The sequence below is a fragment of the Coleofasciculus sp. F4-SAH-05 genome (genome assembly GCF_040222985.1).
Lineage (GTDB): Bacteria > Cyanobacteriota > Cyanobacteriia > Cyanobacteriales > Coleofasciculaceae > Coleofasciculus > Coleofasciculus chthonoplastes.
This window is the reverse complement of sequence record NZ_JAVKBY010000051.1, coordinates 1-17,173: the sequence shown is the minus strand read 5'-3', so window position 1 is coordinate 17,173 and position 17,173 is coordinate 1. Positions and strand designations below refer to the sequence as shown.

The following is a 17,173-nucleotide window of genomic DNA, read 5'->3' as shown; positions in this document are numbered from 1 at the left end:
AATGACAAATTGGCGGATTGAACGATCTGACTCGCCCTAAACCAATTGTATAGTAATAATTAATTGACTATAATTTTACCGATTAAACTAGACAGTTGTTCAGTATCGTTTTGATTTCATCTAGATCGAGATGACGCCCAATCAAGACAAGCTGATTTTTAGGCGAACCTATCCAAGGCTCAGGGTTTAATTCAAACCGAGGACCGCTGAGTTGAAAGATATGGCGTAAAGGGCTATCACTAAACCAGAGAATGCCTTTTGCCCGGAACACAGCATTCGGCATCTGTTCAGTCAAAAAATACTCAAATTTGTGGACATCAAAAGGGCGATCGCTCTGGAAAGACAGGGAAACAAATCCATCATTTTCTAAGTGATGGGAATGATGGGAGTGATCATGATGGTGATGGGAGTGATCATGATGGGAATGATGCCCATGATCGTGGTGCTGGCTTTCCTCCAACTCCTGCTGGTAGTTCTCTATCTGGGTTAATCCCACATCCAAAATTAAGGGTAATGGCACTTGACCATATTGACAACGGATGAGTCTTGCTCCCTGTTTAATTAGGCGGATATAACTCTCTAATTCATCCAGCTTTTTCGGCTCAACGCGATCGGTTTTATTCAGCAACACGATATCACCATACGCCACCTGTGCAAACGCGGCTTCACTGTCAAAATGCTCTGGAGTGAACGTTTCAGCATCGACTACCGTTAAGATCGAATCCAGCCGCGTCAGGTTTCGCAGTTCCGTACCTAAGAAGGTGATCGCAATGGGTAACGGATCAGCCACTCCAGTGGTTTCAATGACTAAATAGTCAAGCCGATCTTCTCGTTCTAAAACTCGATAAACAGCATCAACTAACCCATCATTAATCGTACAGCAAATACAACCATTACTCAACTCCACCATGTCTTCATCCAAAGAAACGAGAAGCTGGGAGTCAATATTGATATCTCCAAACTCATTGACTAAAACAGCGACTTTTAAATTCTGCTTATTTTCGAGAACTTGATTAACTAAGGTGGTTTTGCCACTCCCCAGAAATCCGGTAATAATCGTGACAGGCATCCCTCGTTTGGGAAGGTTTACTATTTCCGATTCAGTTTGTTTTGTTGTCTGTATCATGGTTATCTTTTAGTATGAGAGTCTCGGTTGGTGTAACTACAATTAGAACTGGGAGTTTTTTTAAGTCTTTGTTGGGCGCTTGGATGAATTCCTGTTGAATGCATAACCGATCGCAGCCAATTCTATCTAGAAGAATTCCTTGGCTCATTGCCCCTGTATAAATTTCCAGTTGAGCCTCAGAACAAGCTTCAAATAAGAGATGTTGCCGAGGAAATACGACTCGCTCAAAGTACCAATTAGGAATATTGACAATCCGCACAACCTGAACTTGTCTCGTCTGATTGAAATAGCCACATAAAATTTTCGATGGGAAGTCTGGGGGCAAAGCATCAAGAATTTGAGTCATCGTTATAATTGCTTTGTTTAATCAACGTCTAGATTGAGATAGATGTTGCGTCAGAGTTCCTGACAATTTCTCGTTCAATTCACTCACTGTTCGAGGAACAGACGTATGTTCTGAACGACAAAAGTGCTTGAGTAAGGCTTGCCAGATTTGCCATACGGTTGGCAAACCTAGTTGTAACTCTTCAATTAATTCCCGTTGCGAAAAAACCGCTTCCGCCTCACCTTCTATAACCAATTGTCCTTGATGGAGAACCAAGAACCAATCTGCCCATTGATAGGCAATATCTAAGTCATGGGTTGCCAAAACAACCGTGGTTCCTGACTCATGAATTCGATCTAATTCCTGCATAAAATTCTGAGTTTGCCTCCTATCTAAATAAGCCGTCGGTTCGTCTAAAAGGAGTAATTTTGGCTTCAACGCCATCACACCCGCTAAAGCAACGCGCCGCTTTTGTCCTAAGCTGAGATGATGTAGGGGTAGGTTGACTAATTCCTGCAAAACAAAGTCCGCGATCGCGTCATCAAGTCTCTGTTCAAATTCGGCTTTGGGTAATTGTAAGTTAGCTAAACCATAAGCGATATCCTCTATCACTGTTCCGGCGACTAATTGTTGTTCAGGATCTTGAAAGGCTAAGCCAATTCGTTGTCGCCATTGATTTAGAGATTTGCGGTTGTATTTTAATTCTTCGTTTTTCCAGTAGATTTTTCCTTGCTGAACTTTATGTAACCCATCTATCAACAGGAATAGGGTAGATTTCCCCGATCCATTTTGACCAATAATCGCCGTTTTTTTCTGTTGAAAAACTCTCAGGTTTAATCCCCGAAACAAAGGATTATCTTGACCTGGATAAGTATAAACGATGTCTTTGAGTTGTAGCAATGTATGGGTCATAGATGGGGGATAGGGTAAAAAGGGCTGAATCAACAGTTTTTCTAGTTAATTTTCAGATAAATATCTAATCCTGACAAACTTAAACACCCAATCATTCCTTCTAAGGCATAGCGCTGGGAATAGTTCCGATGTTGCCCATTAAACCAATAGAATCTATCGGTAAATCCTCTAACGGCTAACCCTACACAAAATTGCTGATAGCGAATTATTGTCCGTTGCAGCAATTGACTAACGAGCAAACTTGTACTCTTAACCGCTAATTTCCATGTGCGATATCCTCCTCTCGCTTGTTGTGCTAATCGTAACTCAATCACGGTGTTGATCAGCATAAAAACAAAGCGGTACATTAACATCAGCAAATCACCGATCGTTTCGGGGAGTTGACAACGACGTAGGGTTTGCACAATTTCGAGAAATGGAATAGTCAGCAGCATAAAAAGTAAGCATGAGATACAAGCCAAAGATCGGATAATAATTTTGACCCCTTCTTGCCAGCCACTGTGACTGAGATAGAAATATAATCCTCCTAACTTAATACCTCCGAGTTGATCACTGGCAACTAAATCGATTTGGTTCGCCCCTATTATATTAATCATTAATGCAGGCAAACCCATCCCCAAAAATAGACTACTTACCCCTAGAAGCTTTAAATAAGATTGGATAGGAATTTTGGCATAACCGATTGTCCAAATTGCCAGCCAGAGACTAATCAAAACTTGAGTTAGAGGGGAAGCGATGAGAGCAATTCCTAAAACGACTAACGCAAACAGTAATTTTTGCTCTGGGGGTAGGGTTCTCAGGTTATTTTTATAAGAAAGCGTATCAATGGGGAGAGTCATGATCTCATTTAATTAGGGTTTGCTGAATCAGTATTGTGGTGAGTAGAGACGTGACCGTGGAACGTCTGGAAGCCGGGGGAGCAATGGTAAATTTTCCCTGATTTGGTGATGCCCTAATTTTGACAAAATTGACCCGATAAAATGTAAAGAAAACAAATAACAAATGACGAAGTACAAATGACAATTACCGCCGCTAACTTTCATATTTTACACCTACTTAAAGGTAGAATTACGCTCAGTTTTTCCTCGATATAAACCAATCGCGTAACCGATTGTCCCCGCACCAATCCCAGATTGTAAGGCAAATAACAGCGATTCAGTTTCACCACCTGGAGGTACTAACAAAGGTTCAAACCACGGTTCATACTCAGGCTGAATGTCTCCAATCACGGCTTCGGCTTGTCCATCAGCACCGCTAAATTCAGAATCTCGAATGGTAAGTAAAGGGATAACCGCGAGAAGGATTACGCCTGAAATTAATAACCAATTATTCCAGCTTTTTCTTTGTCGTTTCATAGTGATTTCGGTTTGATCAAGTTTAATACCTGTAATTGCTCTTGGCTATAGGTAACCAGCCAATTCCAAACTAACACCGTTAACAATCCTTCACTAATCGCCAGGGGAATTTGGGTGACAGCGAAAATGCCAGCAAATTTGATAAATGAGCTTAAAATACCGCCTTCTGGTGCAGGAAATGCCAGGGCTAACTGTAGAGACGTGACCACGTAGGTGATTAAATTAGCTACAGCGGCGGCGAGAAATATGGCAACGGTTTGCCTTCCACTTACTTGCAGCACTAAACGATACAAACCATACGCCACAATCGGACCAACAACTGCCATGGAAAATGCATTAGCGCCTAAGGTTGTCAACCCCCCATGAGCTAATAATAAAGCTTGAAAGAGAAGGACAAAACTTGCCAAAACGGTCATAATTAAGGGACTAAATAATACAGCACCAAGTCCTGTACCTGTCGGATGGGACGAACTACCTGTCACCGAGGGAATTTTTAACGCCGACAAGACAAAGGTAAAAGCACCTGCTAAAGCCAACAGCAGTTTTAATTCGGGATAATCTTTCGTGATCTGATTAAGGGAACGTAGTCCCAGCAAAAAAAAAGGCAGGAAGAGTATCCACCAAAAAATCGCCCAGGTTACGGGTAAAAACCCTTCCATAATGTGCATCGCTTGAGCGGGTGGTGCGGCTAAAATGGTTACAGTTACACTTGTGGCAGTGATTAAACCTAGAGAAATAAGTTGTTTTCGTTTCATGGATATTCTCAAAAATTAGGATTTATCTAGCAAGTTTTGAATGTCAATTTGTTCTAGTTCTGCAATAGGTTTGTGGATTTTATACTGTCGCTGGGGTTTGTCCAAGATGGCAATAACGGTTTCAATGGGTGGACATCCCGGTTCAGTACAGCGCAGTTGACTCAGAGACACGGAAATTTTTGCATTAATCTCTAAAACATCATAAATCCACTGTTTAACTTGCTGGATTTTTTCGGGATGCGTTTGTTTATCAGTACGAGAAAATAAATCCATTACTATTGTCAGTTATTGATTGTTTATTCTCTTCGCCAGATTTTTAGACACGCCATGGCGCGTCTCTACATGTACATACTTCTTATTCAGCAAACTTTCATTAACCAAATCCTTTACCCCGCTGGGATTCTGACCAAACCAAAACCTCCCCATTTTGACCGCCAGCCGCCAATTGACGTCCCCCAGGATGCCAAGCCAAACAAGAAAAACCCTGGGTAGCACCGTTTAAGATTTGGGCAATTTGCTTGGCTTTTTGCCACAGACAAATCCAGCCATCATTACTCGCTGACGCTAACAGTAAACTCTTGGGTTGAAAGGCGATATCCTGGATAATTTCAGTATGCAGATCTAAAACCCGTGCATCCCAACCCTGACGATCATCCGTTTGTTTTTTCCAGATCACAATCCCCTCACCACTGGAAGCAGCTAACAATGGTGCAGTATTTGACATGGATTTTGACCATCTCAAGTTGCGAATTTTGCCAGGAAATCCCCGCATCACCCAAGGATGAGGATTACCCCATTGGACGACTGTAATCGTTAAGTCGAGATTACCAGAAGCGAGATACTTGCCATCCGGTGACCAAGCAATCGCCACACTCGCCGCCGGCATATTGATAAGATAAGGGTCATCATCCCAATTTCGGCTATCCCAAACCTTAGCACCCTGATCACCCGCGATCGCTAAATGTTGTCCTTGAGGATGCCAAGTCATTCCCAATACTGAGGACGAGTCAAACGGTAATGTAACAATCGTTTCTTGTTCAGCCGCATCCCAGACTTGGACATAACGCCCCAAACTAAATGCCAATTGGTTAGCCGTGGGACTCCAACGCAGGTGGTCAACCCATTTGGGGGCATTCTTGAGAGTCGTGATCCGTTGAAGTTGGGGCTTCACCTGCCAAATTCTCACCCCACCATCTTGTCCTCCGGCTGCCAAAAATTGCCCATCAGGGGAAAAGTCCAGACCATCAATCGACTGTTCACCTGTGTCTTCGGAACCGAGAATTAAACGTGAGTCACCATTCCCGCCATCCCACAGCAGAACCTCCCCCGCCGCTGAACTTACCGCTAAACACCCATCAACTGACCAAGCCACAGCCGTGACATACTCCGAGAGTTGCCCACGCCACTGTTGTTCTAGTAAATTTTTCTGGGTAATCCCTAAACCAGACACGCTCTAAAGTCCTCTCTCAGCTTCGCTTCCTCTAAATTGCGACCAATAAACACCAGTTCGCTTTTCCGGGGTTCTCCAGGTTTCCAAGCGCGATCGCCTCGACCATCAAACAACATGTGTACCCCTTGAAAGACAAACCGTTGGTCTTCTCCAGCCATGTTGATAATTCCCTTCATCCGGAAAATATCAGGACCCTGGGTTTGTAACAATTGCGAGAGCCAATTATTCAGTTTTTCCCCATCTACAGGTTTTGATTCAACCAAGGCAAAGGAATGAACCGACTGATCATGTTCATGAGCATCTTCGCTGAGGAAGTTAGGATCAATCTCCAAAGCACGGTTGAGGTCAAAGGCTTTCACACCCAATAACGCCTCCATGCCTAACTCAGAGTTTTGGGTGCGGTAAATTTTTGCTAGAGCATTCATCCCCCGTATTCGCTTCTCCAACTCATCTAACTCATCCGGGGAAACTAAATCTGTCTTGTTCAGCAAAATTACATCAGCAAAAGCAATCTGTTCTTGCGCCTCATCTGCTTCCCAATGCTGCCAAATATGCTTGGCATCCACCACTGTTACCACGGCATCTAAAAGCAGTTGCTGCCGCATATCTTCATCAATAAAAAAGGTTTGAATCACGGGGGCGGGGTCAGCCAGTCCAGTGGTTTCTATCACCAGATGGTCAAACTTGTTACGCCGCTTAATTAGGTTCCCGATAATCCGCATCAAATCCCCTCGGACGGTACAGCAAATGCACCCGTTGTTCATCTCAAAGATTTCTTCATCGGTATCAATCACTAATTGGTTATCAATACCAACTTCTCCAAACTCGTTGACGATGACGGCGACTTTCTTGCCATGTTCATAAGTAAGGATGTGGTTGAGTAGGGTGGTTTTCCCTGCGCCGAGATAGCCGGTGAGAACAGTAACCGGAATGGTACTGGAGGCTTGAACTGTTACCATACGACATTAAAATGATTATCATTCTCATATATTAAACGTTTTTGCCCTAGGCGACAATCCCTTTCACCCAAATAATGTAGAGACGTAGCATGCTACGTCTCTACAGATGGCACGTCTCTAGAATTCAAAGATAGTGCGAAGCGTCCCCACCCAAATCGTGTCATTGTTATCATCGTGTTCTGGGTTAAGAATCACGAACACCCCCGGATTAATCGCGATATTATCCGTGAGTTGATAACGATACTGAGCTTCCAGATGCCAAGACGTATCATCATCCTCAAAACCGCCATCATTATCCGTCACCTTCGGCGGTTGTCCGACAACAAACCCCAGCAAACTCCCCTCTGAACCAAAATCAGGCAATGCCAGCGTCACTGCCCAGTTAAAAATAATGGCGTCATCGCCCTCATCCACTAAGACACCATTATTGAAACCATTATCTTGAGCATGAGCCAGGGTTAAACCGCCCCAACCCGACAGCGTAAAAGCGGGACTGAGACGCAAACTCGCAGAAAGCCCAAACTGATCCGCTGACGTTGCAGTATCTTCCCCAAATGGCACATTTGCCAATTCACTCCCCGTTTCCCCAGAAACCACCACCTGTCCCCCAGGATAATAGGAACGCACATAAGTCAGACCCAAACGCAAACCTTCGCTCGGCTCAATCCCCAGTTGGGCGATGGCAGCATAGCTACCATTAAACAATCCGTTTTTCTGACTCGGATCATTAGCATTGGGAGCCAGATAACCCACGGATAAATTAAGTGCCGAATTGAAGTTATAGGTCATACTAGCACCTGTACCTTCAAGTCCCTGATAATAAATCGGATTAAAACGCCCGAAACGAGAAATCGCCCCCGTAAGTTCTTCCGAGAAAAACTCATTATAGTTGGCAAAGTTCTCATTAAACTCACCACCAACGGCATCAATAATAAAGGAAAGTTTCGCATCTTTAACGGCACCATGCCCATGTCCATGTCCATGTCCATGTTCCTCTTCTTCCTGATTATGTGACGCTGCCATTTCTCCCAGAGAGAAGCGATAAAATAACTTACCAATCGCTACATCATTATCATTGCCTTCATCAAAAGCGAGACGGGTCATGCTAGTTCCGGTAATATTGGGATTATCTCCTTCACCCGGACCAAAAGGAACCGTATTCAATGCATCCAAACGAGTCAGCAACAAGTCCTCCCCTGTAAAACTCGTCTCCAAAAATAGACGCACTCGGTTGTCGAAAACCACTTCATCTTCCAAATCTTCTCCACTACCATCTGCCTTTTCATCCCCAAACACACTACTCAGGGCAAAGCTGACTTCTCCGCGAAGTTTGGTCGTTGTGGAAAACTGATGATCCTCTAAAAAAGCGACTCGACCTTCCAAATTATCGACTCGCGCCCCTAGAGTTGCCAATTCCGCCTCAAATTCTTGCACCAACCGTCGCAAAGTTGCCAAATCACTCCCCTCCAGTTCGCCATTAGGGAGTAAACGCTCAATTTGCTGCAGGCACGCATTCAAACCAGCGGCAAACTCAAATCGGGTTAACGCTCGATTCCCGCGATAGCTGCCATCGGGATAGCCAGCGATACAGCCATAGCGTTCCACCAGACTGCGTAAGGCTTCATACGCCCAATCACCAGGGGAAACATCTCGTAACTGAGAGACACTGGTAACTTGCTCAAGAGCGTTCGTCTGACTGATGGGGTTGTACCCCTCAATTTGTGCCAAAGCATTTGGGGCTGCACAGACTGCCCAAGTACCACCCAACACCACTGGGTTAACGATTAAAGACTGCCACCACATTTTTGCCATAGTCATTCCTCACACCCTATTCAGTTCAAGGTCTTGCCCGATCACCTATCGGTGACTCGGCATCACAATTATGATAATCATTATCATAAGAACGATTATCGTTATTGTAAATCCCGGGTCTGATTTTTCATGACAAACCATTCGGCATCCTTACCCGCGAACATTGACATTGCTATTGTTGGCGCAGGTCCCCAGGCTCTATCCCTAGTCACTCACCTGCTGCAAAAGCGTAAGACAATGAAGGATAGGTTTTGGGTGTTTGACGCCAGTGGCAGATGGATGAATCGGTGGTTCCATCAATTTGCCGCCCTAGAAATCCCTCATCTGAGATCCCCTGCGGTACACCATCCCCACCCCAACCCCTATGCGCTGCGCTCTTTTGCCGAAAACCGGGAGTCGGAATTTTTTCCGCCATACGATCTTCCCGGAACGCAGCTATTTGAGGAGTTTTGTCAGGATGTTATCCATCAGTGGGGCTTGCCGGATAAGCTGGTTCGGGCTGATGTGAGTAGCATTGAGCCAACCACGGTTTTCAAACGCCCTCGATTTCGTCTGGAGTTGTCCAATGGGCAGTCAGTCATCGCTCGTCGGGTGGTTCTGGCTACAGGTGCGGGGAGAAAGATTGTACCGGATTGGGTGGATACGATTGCATCGGCTTATCCCAGTGACCGATTATGCCATGCTCAAAGCGTCGATTTACGCAACGTGCCGATAGCCGATGAGCAGGTGTTGATTATTGGGGGTGGGTTGACGAGTGGACATTTAGCCGTGGGTGCAGCAGCACGGGGAGCGAAGGTGATGTTAATGTCACGGCGCCGACTCCAGGAAAAATGGTTTGATGCTGAACCGGGTTGGTTGGGACCAAAGTATCTCAAGGACTTTTGGGCTGAACCGGATTGGCAGAAGCGGTGGGAGATGATTCAGGGGGCGCGAAATGGGGGATCAATGACGCCGAAAATGATGTTTCAGTTACGCCGCCTGGAAAGGCAAGGTATGCTGAGGTTTTATCCAGAATGCCAGGTGGTTGAGGCTCGGTGGCAGGATAACCAGTGGCAGGTTGACTGTGATGATGGTCAAGGGTATGAATGTCAACGCATTTGGTATGCCACTGGAACTGGCTTTGATGCCACCGTTGACCCGTTACTGAAGGATGTTATTGATGCATATCCGATACCTCTTGTCAAGGGTATGCCCGTTTTAGATGAGCATCTGCGTTGGTCAGGTTGTGAGTTATTCGTGATGGGAGGTTTAGCCGCCCTACAGATAGGACCTGTGGCACGGAACCTGTACGGTGGTAAACTGGCGAGCGATCGCATCGTACCCGCCTTAACCAAACCGACGCTTTACCCTTCCTCTTCAGGCTGATTATCACCTGTCATTACTTTGAACGGAGTACAGGTTCCGCCCAAACCTTCCGCGATCGCACAGGTATTGTGTGTAATCATTCCGATATAGGTTGCCGTGTCACTATTTGCCGCACCTAGACTGCCAACAAACAGTTTTTGTTCAGAAACCTTGACATTCGCTTCCCTCGCAACAGTCTCAATCGCGGTGGAATTAGTTGTAGTTTCCACAAAAATCGTGGGAACCTTGGCTTGTTCAATGGTTCCTACCAATTCCTTTACCCGTGCGGCTGAGGGGGTTTCTTCGGTACTGAGTCCTTGTAACGATTCCGCCGCTTCAAATCCATAAGCGTTGACATAATAAGCTAAGGCGTCATGAGTGGTGACAATTTTACGTTTTCCTGAGGGAATTGTTGCCACTTGTGCGTTGACCCAGGTATCTAACTGGTCAAGTTGGGTGGTTAACTGTTGGACATTTTCCGCATAAAAGTCAGCCTGATCTGGATTAATCTTTGTCAGTTGGTTACCAATGACATCAACTATTGCCATGCTGTTTTGCACATCATGCCAAACATGGGGATCGGGAACGTTTTCTCCCTTATCGGCTCCATGGTTTTCTTCATGATCTGAGTGTTCAACCTGTTCCTTTTCCCCGTGATCATGGTGATCTCCATTATGGTTATGGTGATGTGCTTCTCCCGTTAGGGGATTGGGGACAGCTTCCTCAAATACAGCCACAATAGGGGCTGATGTATTGCTGGCTTCAATTAATCCTTCAACACCGGGTTCCCCATCATAGCCACCATAAAGGATCAGTTGTGCGGTTTCAACAGCTTTGCGATCCGATGGGGTTGATCGGTAGGTGTGAGGATCTTGGTTCGGATCTAATAAACAGTTGACTTGAATGGTGTCTTGGGCAATTTCTGCGGTTAAATCGCAAAGAACGCGATGAGACACCACTACACTGGGTTTCTCACCTGATGTCCCATCCTCTGTTGGTGAAACCGTTGTCTGGTTGGTTTGAACACACCCTGTCAGTGCGATCGCTAATGCCAACACCTTACTATTCCAGCCGTTCAAGGTTTGGCTGAATACATACTTTAGCATAGTCAAGCTCCTGAAACCGAGAGACAATTATAATGATAATCATTCTAGTATTAGAGTTGAAACGGATGCCTACAGCTATATCCCCTATACGGCTAGCAGGGAGTTCTCATGTATTTTCCTCTCCCCCAGCTTCCAGACGTGCCATGGCACGTCTCTACATTGCTCCCCCAGCTTCCCTATCCCTTCTCAAAGCGTGAAATCATGGCAATCATTATCCGATAAGCTGAAAGCAGAATTTGTTAATGGTAGTCATTCTCACAGACAGGTTGTAATGCTCGAAGTTCATGATTTGGCGGTCAACTACCGAAATACCTGGGCAATCTCCGGTGTTTCCTTTTCCATCCAACCGGGACAGTTAACGGTACTGTTGGGACCTAACGGTGCTGGCAAAAGTACGATTATTAAGGCGATTCTGGGACTCATTCCCCTCACCAGAGGAGAAGCAACCTTTCACGACAAACCCCTGAAAAGTCAACGGAAACGAGTCGCCTATGTACCACAGCGCACCCAAATTGATTGGAATTATCCGGTTACAGTCTGGAATGTCGTGATGATGGGGCGCACTATCCACACAGGTTGGTTTAAACATCCGTCTCGTCAATCCCAGGAGATTGTTCAGGATGCATTAGAACGGGTGGGCTTGTTTGAGTATCGTTATCGTCAAATTGGTGAACTTTCTGGAGGACAACAACAACGAGTATTTTTAGCTAGGGCACTGGCGCAACAGGCGGAGTTATTTTTTTTTGATGAGCCGTTTGCTGGCATTGATCAAAAGACGGAAGAGATTATTTTTGAGATTTTTCAAGACTTAAAGTTTCAAAATAAAATTCTATTGGTTATTAGTCACGATCTGGGAGAAACTTTGGCACAGTATGATCAGGTATTATTGTTAAACAAAGAATTAATCGCCGTGGGTTCAAAGTCAGAAGTATTGACGACTGAAAATCTTAAAAAAGCCTATGGGAGACTCATGAGCCTTGTTGTCGCCTAATCTCAAAGCAGTAGGAGTGGGTTTAGCTACTGTAGGGGCGGGTTTAGCCATTAAAGCTTGCGTATGACTGATAGCTGAAAAACAAAACCCGCCCTGGCTTGTGACTCACCGAAACCTGCCCTAATTTGATGCTTAAGTTGCCAATTATAGCAATCATTAAACATCAACATTCGGAAAGAATAAAGGTAGCATAATACAGATTTTTATGAAATATTAATAGTAAATAATAAATCAAAAATAAGTGAGGTGGATAGGATGTGGGATTGGTTAATTGAACCGCTGCAGTGGGGATATATGCGGGATGCCATAGCGATTGCGGTGTTGCTGGGAATTTTAGGGGCGGTTGTGGGGAGTTATTTGATTGTGCAACAGATGATCATGATCGCTCATGTGATCGCCCATGCTGTTTTACCGGGATTATCCATCGCCTTTTTTGTGGGAGAGCAATTTCTGTCTTTGGGGGCATTTATTGCTGGGACATTGAGCGCTTTAGTGGTGGCTGGTATTCATCAGCGATCGCGAGTGAAAGTTGATGCAGCGATGGCGTTAACTTTAACCAGTTTTTTAGGCTTGGGAGTCATCCTAATTACCCTCTTAGAAACAAATCAATTTGACCTCAGTTCTATTCTCTTCGGCGATATTTTAGGCGTCAGAACCAGCGATGTCTGGCATACACTAATCATTACCGTAATTATTTTACTGTTAACCAAACTGTTTTACAAAGAACTCCTTTTCTACACCTTTGACCCCCTCGGCGCTCAAGCCAGTGGTTTACCCGTCACCACCATGTATTTCGGCTTTGTCTGCGCCATTACCTTGACGATTGTCGCCAGTATGCAAACCGTGGGTGTGCTGCTGGTTATCTCCCTCCTGGTTGGTCCTGCCATTACTGCCTATCTTTTAGTCAAAGAATTGCATCAAATGATGGGATTAGGGGCAATAATTGGTGTAATGGCGGGTGTTACGGGTATGTATTTAAGCTATCACCTGGATTTGCCATCAGGACCCGCGATCGTCATGGTTGTCTTTAGTTTCTTTATTCTGGCATTTCTATTCAGTCCCACCCAGGGAATTTTAACCGAACCCGGAACCCTCCGTTGGATTGCCAAAATCCTGCAACCCCTCAAACTCTGGAAACGCTGAGTCTCTCCCTGTTTTAACCGCTAACTGGGTGTTCTATAAGTTATAATCCAGTCCGCGCAGGCGGACTTTGTTTGTGTAGCAGCGATTTCAATCGCCATGACAAAAAAGGGTTTTCAAAGCGGATTTGGTATGAAATATATCTATCGACTGACTCAAGGTAGTGTCATATCCTCCTTTAGCTTGGCGTCAGCGATAACGGCGAATTGGTAAGTTTGTGAAAGATACAAGAAAGCCTTAAACCTTAGAAAAACATTCAATATCAGTAAAGGAGGACAACTCTACATGGATAGTAATAAGCAATTTTTGGATAAAAATAATCAACCGATTGAACCTACTGCCAATCAACCCGATGAATTTTCGTCCAATAAAGACAATCAAGATAATCAAGATAATCAAGGCAAGGGTTTAGTCGGCGCTGGCGTAGCTGGCGCAGCCGTTGGTGCTGTAGTTGGTAGTCAAGTGGCTGGCAAACGAGGCGCAGTTGTAGGTGCTGTCACAGGTGCAGTAGCTGGTGGTTTGACGGCTAAGGCTACCCCGGAAGATGCACCGGATAAACTCAAAGGTGCTGCGGAAAAGGCAGCCGATAAAGTGCAAGGTGCGGCGGAACAAGCCAAGCCAGCGATTGAAAGTGCTGCTAACCAAGCCAAAAGTGCTGCGGAAAAAGCAGCCGACAGGATTCAAGATGCGGCTGAGAATGCTAAACCAGCTATTGAAAGTCAAGCCGACAAAGCCAAAAGTGCTGCGGTTAAGACAGCCGACAGGATTCAAGATGCGGCTGAGAATGCTAAACCTTCTCTCCAGAGTAAAGCCGATCAAGCCAAAAATGCGGCGATGGGTGCAGCCGATAACGTTCAAGACAAGGCAGAGAAAGCAAAGCCATCGAATCAAAATAATCAAGATGGCGAGGTAGAGACAGAACAAGAACGTATTATTGTGGAACCCGATCCAACTGCGGTAGTCGTGGCAAAACCTGTCACTGCTGTGGGAAAAAACGTCGCAGAAACGGAAGTGACGCAGGTTGAGGTTAAGCCAGAAACACCTGAAATACCTGAAGTTGACAAGCGAACATCCTTCAGAAAGAATACCGAACGGTAAAATAAAGATTCCTAATACCAAGTTGTGTTCCGACGTGTCATATTAACGCTTTGAGAGGCAACTTGGTACTACAAACTCATTCGTGTTGTACCTAACTTCGACGAATGACAAATGTTTAGGCACATCAGGGTGAGCTCAGAAAGGATAGTAGTAAAACCCGCCCCTACAACTGTCATAACTTTTCCCATCTTACCATCCCGTTGAATCCAAATTTTACCATCAATAATCTGAACATGGGTAAGGCAGCCGTGGACTTGCATCTACCATTCCAAGCCAGATCCCCTACTCCTCCAAGAAATTGGGGATCTATGTACCTCACCTACCACCAAAAGCGCTGTCAAATTAAGGACTTTCGTCTGTTCGATCCAACGAAGTGCTAGACTTGATTTCGGGAGCAATGGCTTGATTGTCCTGCATAACCCTAATCAGAAATCGCAGAGCTTCATTGACTGCCTCAGCATTAGGAAACATCTCTGCAACATCAGGATCTAAGCGTACAGTTTTCCCGGCAAAACTTTTTCGTCCAGAACCCAACTTTCTGACTCGTAAACTCTTTAAGTCGTATTCTGCTCGCAGATCATCTTCCATATCTGGCTTAACCCTCTTCATAAGCTTCTCGTTCAGCTTGTGTTACAACTCTTGCACTAATCAGACGAATCAAATCTCCTCTTTCTGTATACGATACAATGAGTAAACGTCCCCGGTTTGATTCTCCAACAATAAGATAACGCTCCTCATCCTCAGAATGATCGGGATCGTAGAAGTCAACATAAAGCGGATCATCAAAAACGGTTTTGGCTTCCTCAAATGAAACTCGGTGCTTTGACAAATAAATTTATTGCCGCTTTGTTATCGTCCCAGTCAAAATTCATAGGATGATTATAACATCAAGTATTTGAAGGAATTTTTCGTGCGATCGCCCATCGCCGTAGGTTGGGTTGACGTGCCGAAACCCAACATCCACTCCCATCCAACATCAATGCCAAATTTAGCGATCGCTCTTCAATCAAGTCTAAGGCGATCGCATGTCAATAATGGCGAAATCCTTGTCGTAGTGTGAGCATCTTGCTCACGACTAATACCCAATTTAAATGCATGACAGCTGAAGCACATTAGGGTGAAGCCTTCGCTACTATCAAAAACCACGCGATCGCGAACGGGTAATACTGCCAACGTTGACTCATCAACCAGTAAATACGACGGCGTTGACGCCAACTGTTTCAACCTAGTTGTATCCGCCGGAATAACTTGGCGATCGCTATAAAAATCTAAACTGGGACGCCGATAACCATAAGACGTATAAACCACAGTTTCTGGGGAAGTATGTTCCTGAATCAACTCGGCAACTGGTTTCACCGCAAAGGCTTCATTTAATTCCCAAACCCAGGATGTAGACATCATTAATAATAACAACGCCACGTAAGTTCCACCCAATAAAATCGGGATAAATTGACGATTATCCTGGTAAACCTGCCAAGCCGCTAAACCCATTGTTAACGCCACAACCACGCCCATCATAATCAACACAGGCTGCGGATCTGCCAGGATAAAATAAACACATCCCCCCACCCCTGCAACTGCCATTAACCCCAAAAGCCAGACTAAAATCTGGTGGTAATGCTTGCTTTTTTGCCACAACTGTGTTAGATATATGCCAACAGCTAGGGCAAAAAAGGGATACAGCGGCATAATGTACCAAGGCAACTTGGTTCCCATTAGGGAAATCGCCCCCAGATAGCCAATCGTACCAATCAGTACCAGTTTGCCCCAACTCCTTTGACGATGATGCCAAGCTAGCGCCAATCCGCTAAACCAAAATAGGAACCAGGGAAAACTGTATTTAAGTAATTCCAGGAAATAATACCAAGGCGCACCTTGATTTCCCTCCACAGACTCCGAGATGCGGTTCAACCCCTGCGCCTGAAAATGCACCTGCCAAAAGGTTTCGCTATAATATTGCCACTGAGCAGCATACCACGCGATCGCAGGTGTACTTCCCAAGAGAATACCTAGCCAAAAATAGGGACTCTTTAACTGCGCCCATTGTTTATCAGCTAAGAGAAACCCAAACGCGATCGCACCCAGGAGGATCACCAAAATCCCTTTAGTTAACGTAATCAATCCCAGGCTAATCCCAATCCCAACCGCCCAACGCTTATCCTGACGCGCTTTCAGCAGACATACCAGCAATAGTAGAAAAAATGACACCACTGTACCATCCAGCATCGCCAGACGCCCATGACGCACTACAGGTAACAACGTCAAGTAAACGCTAGCCGCCAATACAGCAGGTAAACGTTGGGCAAAAACATCTCGCCCTAACAAATAGAGTAGTGGAACCCCACAAGCGGAGAAAAACGCTCCTGGTAGGCGGGTGGTAAATTCTCCGATCCCCCAAAATTTATACGACAGAGCAATTAACCAATCCATTAACGGGGGTTTGAGTAGATAGGGTTCCCCCTGAAGTGTCGGATGCAGCCAGTTCCCGGTGCGGTAAATCTCTCTGGCAATCAGGGCGCGAGTTCCTTCATCCCAATCTCGTAGCGGTACATTTCCGAGAGAAATACTTCCCAGGAAAAAGGCGGCTAAGAAAAAACCGATTAGCCAATGGTTGTTAGTGAAATTCAGTCGTCGTTTTGCCATTTATCATTGGTTCTTTTTGACACTCACCGCCCTATAAGGACGGTGATTCTTTCATCGTAGGGATTCCCATGAATTTACCCTCAGAAAGCATCTTGACCGTGTGTCCCACGGCTGCAAGTCCTCTTATACAGACTATTTGTGCGGCTGCTACATCTCT

The 17,173-nt window shown here is 45.2% G+C and carries 20 protein-coding genes and 2 pseudogenes; 5 read left to right on the top strand and 17 right to left on the bottom strand.

Features of this window, described 5'->3' with window-relative positions; translation table 11 throughout:
* Window positions 1–82: 82 nt before the first annotated feature.
* From RIG27_RS05500 to RIG27_RS05450, 11 genes are all read right to left on the bottom strand, one after another.
* Entirely contained in the window at window positions 83–1,126 is a 1,044-nt protein-coding gene (locus RIG27_RS05500) for a CobW family GTP-binding protein (RefSeq protein WP_446343180.1), read from the bottom strand.
* Window positions 1,101–1,472: a DUF1830 domain-containing protein gene (locus RIG27_RS05495; protein ID WP_446343178.1), complete on the bottom strand. Its 372-nt coding sequence runs from the start codon at window positions 1,470–1,472 to the stop codon at window positions 1,101–1,103. The genes RIG27_RS05500 and RIG27_RS05495 overlap by 26 nt, the downstream gene beginning before the upstream one ends.
* Window positions 1,473–1,493: 21 nt before the next feature.
* Window positions 1,494–2,396, bottom strand: a complete 903-nt coding sequence (locus RIG27_RS05490; protein ID WP_446343176.1) for an energy-coupling factor ABC transporter ATP-binding protein — start codon at window positions 2,394–2,396, stop codon at window positions 1,494–1,496.
* An 8-nt stretch (window positions 2,397–2,404) separates the two neighbouring features.
* A complete protein-coding gene (gene cbiQ / locus RIG27_RS05485; RefSeq protein WP_446343175.1) occupies window positions 2,405–3,202 on the bottom strand; it encodes a cobalt ECF transporter T component CbiQ in 798 nt (265 codons plus the stop codon).
* Window positions 3,203–3,206: 4 nt separating this feature from the next.
* Entirely contained in the window at window positions 3,207–3,386 is a 180-nt protein-coding gene (locus tag RIG27_RS05480) for a hypothetical protein (protein WP_446343173.1), read from the bottom strand.
* A gap of 29 nt (window positions 3,387–3,415) precedes the next feature.
* On the bottom strand, window positions 3,416–3,718 hold the full coding sequence (locus RIG27_RS05475; protein ID WP_446343171.1) for an energy-coupling factor ABC transporter substrate-binding protein: 303 nt from the start codon (window positions 3,716–3,718) through the stop codon (window positions 3,416–3,418).
* On the bottom strand, window positions 3,715–4,473 hold the full coding sequence (locus RIG27_RS05470) for an energy-coupling factor ABC transporter permease (RefSeq protein WP_446343169.1): 759 nt from the start codon (window positions 4,471–4,473) through the stop codon (window positions 3,715–3,717). The genes RIG27_RS05475 and RIG27_RS05470 overlap by 4 nt, the downstream gene beginning before the upstream one ends.
* A gap of 15 nt (window positions 4,474–4,488) precedes the next feature.
* On the bottom strand, window positions 4,489–4,746 hold the full coding sequence (locus RIG27_RS05465; protein WP_446343167.1) for a hypothetical protein: 258 nt from the start codon (window positions 4,744–4,746) through the stop codon (window positions 4,489–4,491).
* A 100-nt stretch (window positions 4,747–4,846) separates the two neighbouring features.
* Window positions 4,847–5,923, bottom strand: a complete 1,077-nt coding sequence (locus tag RIG27_RS05460; protein WP_446343165.1) for a hypothetical protein — start codon at window positions 5,921–5,923, stop codon at window positions 4,847–4,849.
* Window positions 5,911–6,882: a CobW family GTP-binding protein gene (locus RIG27_RS05455; RefSeq protein WP_446343163.1), complete on the bottom strand. Its 972-nt coding sequence runs from the start codon at window positions 6,880–6,882 to the stop codon at window positions 5,911–5,913. Before RIG27_RS05455 ends, RIG27_RS05460 begins: the two co-directional genes overlap by 13 nt.
* 117 nt (window positions 6,883–6,999) lie before the next feature.
* Window positions 7,000–8,694: an iron uptake porin gene (locus tag RIG27_RS05450; protein WP_446343230.1), complete on the bottom strand. Its 1,695-nt coding sequence runs from the start codon at window positions 8,692–8,694 to the stop codon at window positions 7,000–7,002.
* A 129-nt stretch (window positions 8,695–8,823) separates the two neighbouring features.
* Between RIG27_RS05450 and RIG27_RS05445 the strand changes: the two genes are divergently transcribed.
* Window positions 8,824–10,059: an FAD-dependent oxidoreductase gene (locus RIG27_RS05445; protein ID WP_446343162.1), complete on the top strand. Its 1,236-nt coding sequence runs from the start codon at window positions 8,824–8,826 to the stop codon at window positions 10,057–10,059.
* Here RIG27_RS05445 and RIG27_RS05440 read toward each other — a convergent pair.
* Window positions 10,038–11,144 (bottom strand): metal ABC transporter solute-binding protein, Zn/Mn family, encoded by a 1,107-nt coding sequence (locus RIG27_RS05440; RefSeq protein ID WP_446343161.1) that lies wholly within the window; start codon window positions 11,142–11,144, stop codon window positions 10,038–10,040. The two genes, RIG27_RS05445 and RIG27_RS05440, sit on opposite strands and share 22 nt — an antisense overlap.
* 32 nt (window positions 11,145–11,176) lie before the next feature.
* On the opposite strand from RIG27_RS05440, the gene RIG27_RS05435 reads away from it, so the two are divergent.
* From RIG27_RS05435 to RIG27_RS05420, 4 genes are all read left to right on the top strand, one after another.
* On the top strand, window positions 11,177–11,341 hold the full coding sequence (locus RIG27_RS05435; RefSeq protein ID WP_446343160.1) for a hypothetical protein: 165 nt from the start codon (window positions 11,177–11,179) through the stop codon (window positions 11,339–11,341).
* Between the two features lie 74 nt (window positions 11,342–11,415).
* Window positions 11,416–12,135, top strand: coding sequence for a metal ABC transporter ATP-binding protein (locus RIG27_RS05430; RefSeq protein WP_446341230.1), 720 nt, complete (start codon window positions 11,416–11,418; stop codon window positions 12,133–12,135).
* Between the two features lie 255 nt (window positions 12,136–12,390).
* On the top strand, window positions 12,391–13,278 hold the full coding sequence (locus RIG27_RS05425; protein ID WP_446343159.1) for a metal ABC transporter permease: 888 nt from the start codon (window positions 12,391–12,393) through the stop codon (window positions 13,276–13,278).
* Window positions 13,279–13,560: 282 nt separating this feature from the next.
* On the top strand, window positions 13,561–14,373 hold the full coding sequence (locus RIG27_RS05420; RefSeq protein WP_446343158.1) for a YtxH domain-containing protein: 813 nt from the start codon (window positions 13,561–13,563) through the stop codon (window positions 14,371–14,373).
* Between the two features lie 68 nt (window positions 14,374–14,441).
* Here the strand turns inward: RIG27_RS05420 and RIG27_RS05415 are convergent, their stop codons facing one another.
* The 5 genes and pseudogenes from RIG27_RS05415 to RIG27_RS05395 form a co-directional block, all read right to left on the bottom strand.
* A complete protein-coding gene (locus RIG27_RS05415; RefSeq protein WP_446341232.1) occupies window positions 14,442–14,633 on the bottom strand; it encodes an element excision factor XisI family protein in 192 nt (63 codons plus the stop codon).
* A gap of 82 nt (window positions 14,634–14,715) precedes the next feature.
* Complete coding sequence (locus RIG27_RS05410) at window positions 14,716–14,982, bottom strand: hypothetical protein (protein ID WP_446343157.1); 267 nt, start codon at window positions 14,980–14,982, stop codon at window positions 14,716–14,718.
* Window positions 14,969–15,245: pseudogene (locus tag RIG27_RS05405) on the bottom strand (BrnT family toxin). The gene RIG27_RS05410 and the pseudogene RIG27_RS05405 overlap by 14 nt, the downstream one beginning before the upstream one ends.
* 130 nt (window positions 15,246–15,375) lie before the next feature.
* Window positions 15,376–17,016 carry an ArnT family glycosyltransferase gene (locus RIG27_RS05400; RefSeq protein ID WP_446343155.1) on the bottom strand — a complete coding sequence of 547 codons (1,641 nt, stop codon included), beginning with the start codon at window positions 17,014–17,016 and terminating at the stop codon, window positions 15,376–15,378.
* A 31-nt stretch (window positions 17,017–17,047) separates the two neighbouring features.
* A pseudogene (locus RIG27_RS05395) lies at window positions 17,048–17,173 on the bottom strand (RNA-guided endonuclease InsQ/TnpB family protein); the annotation flags it as partial.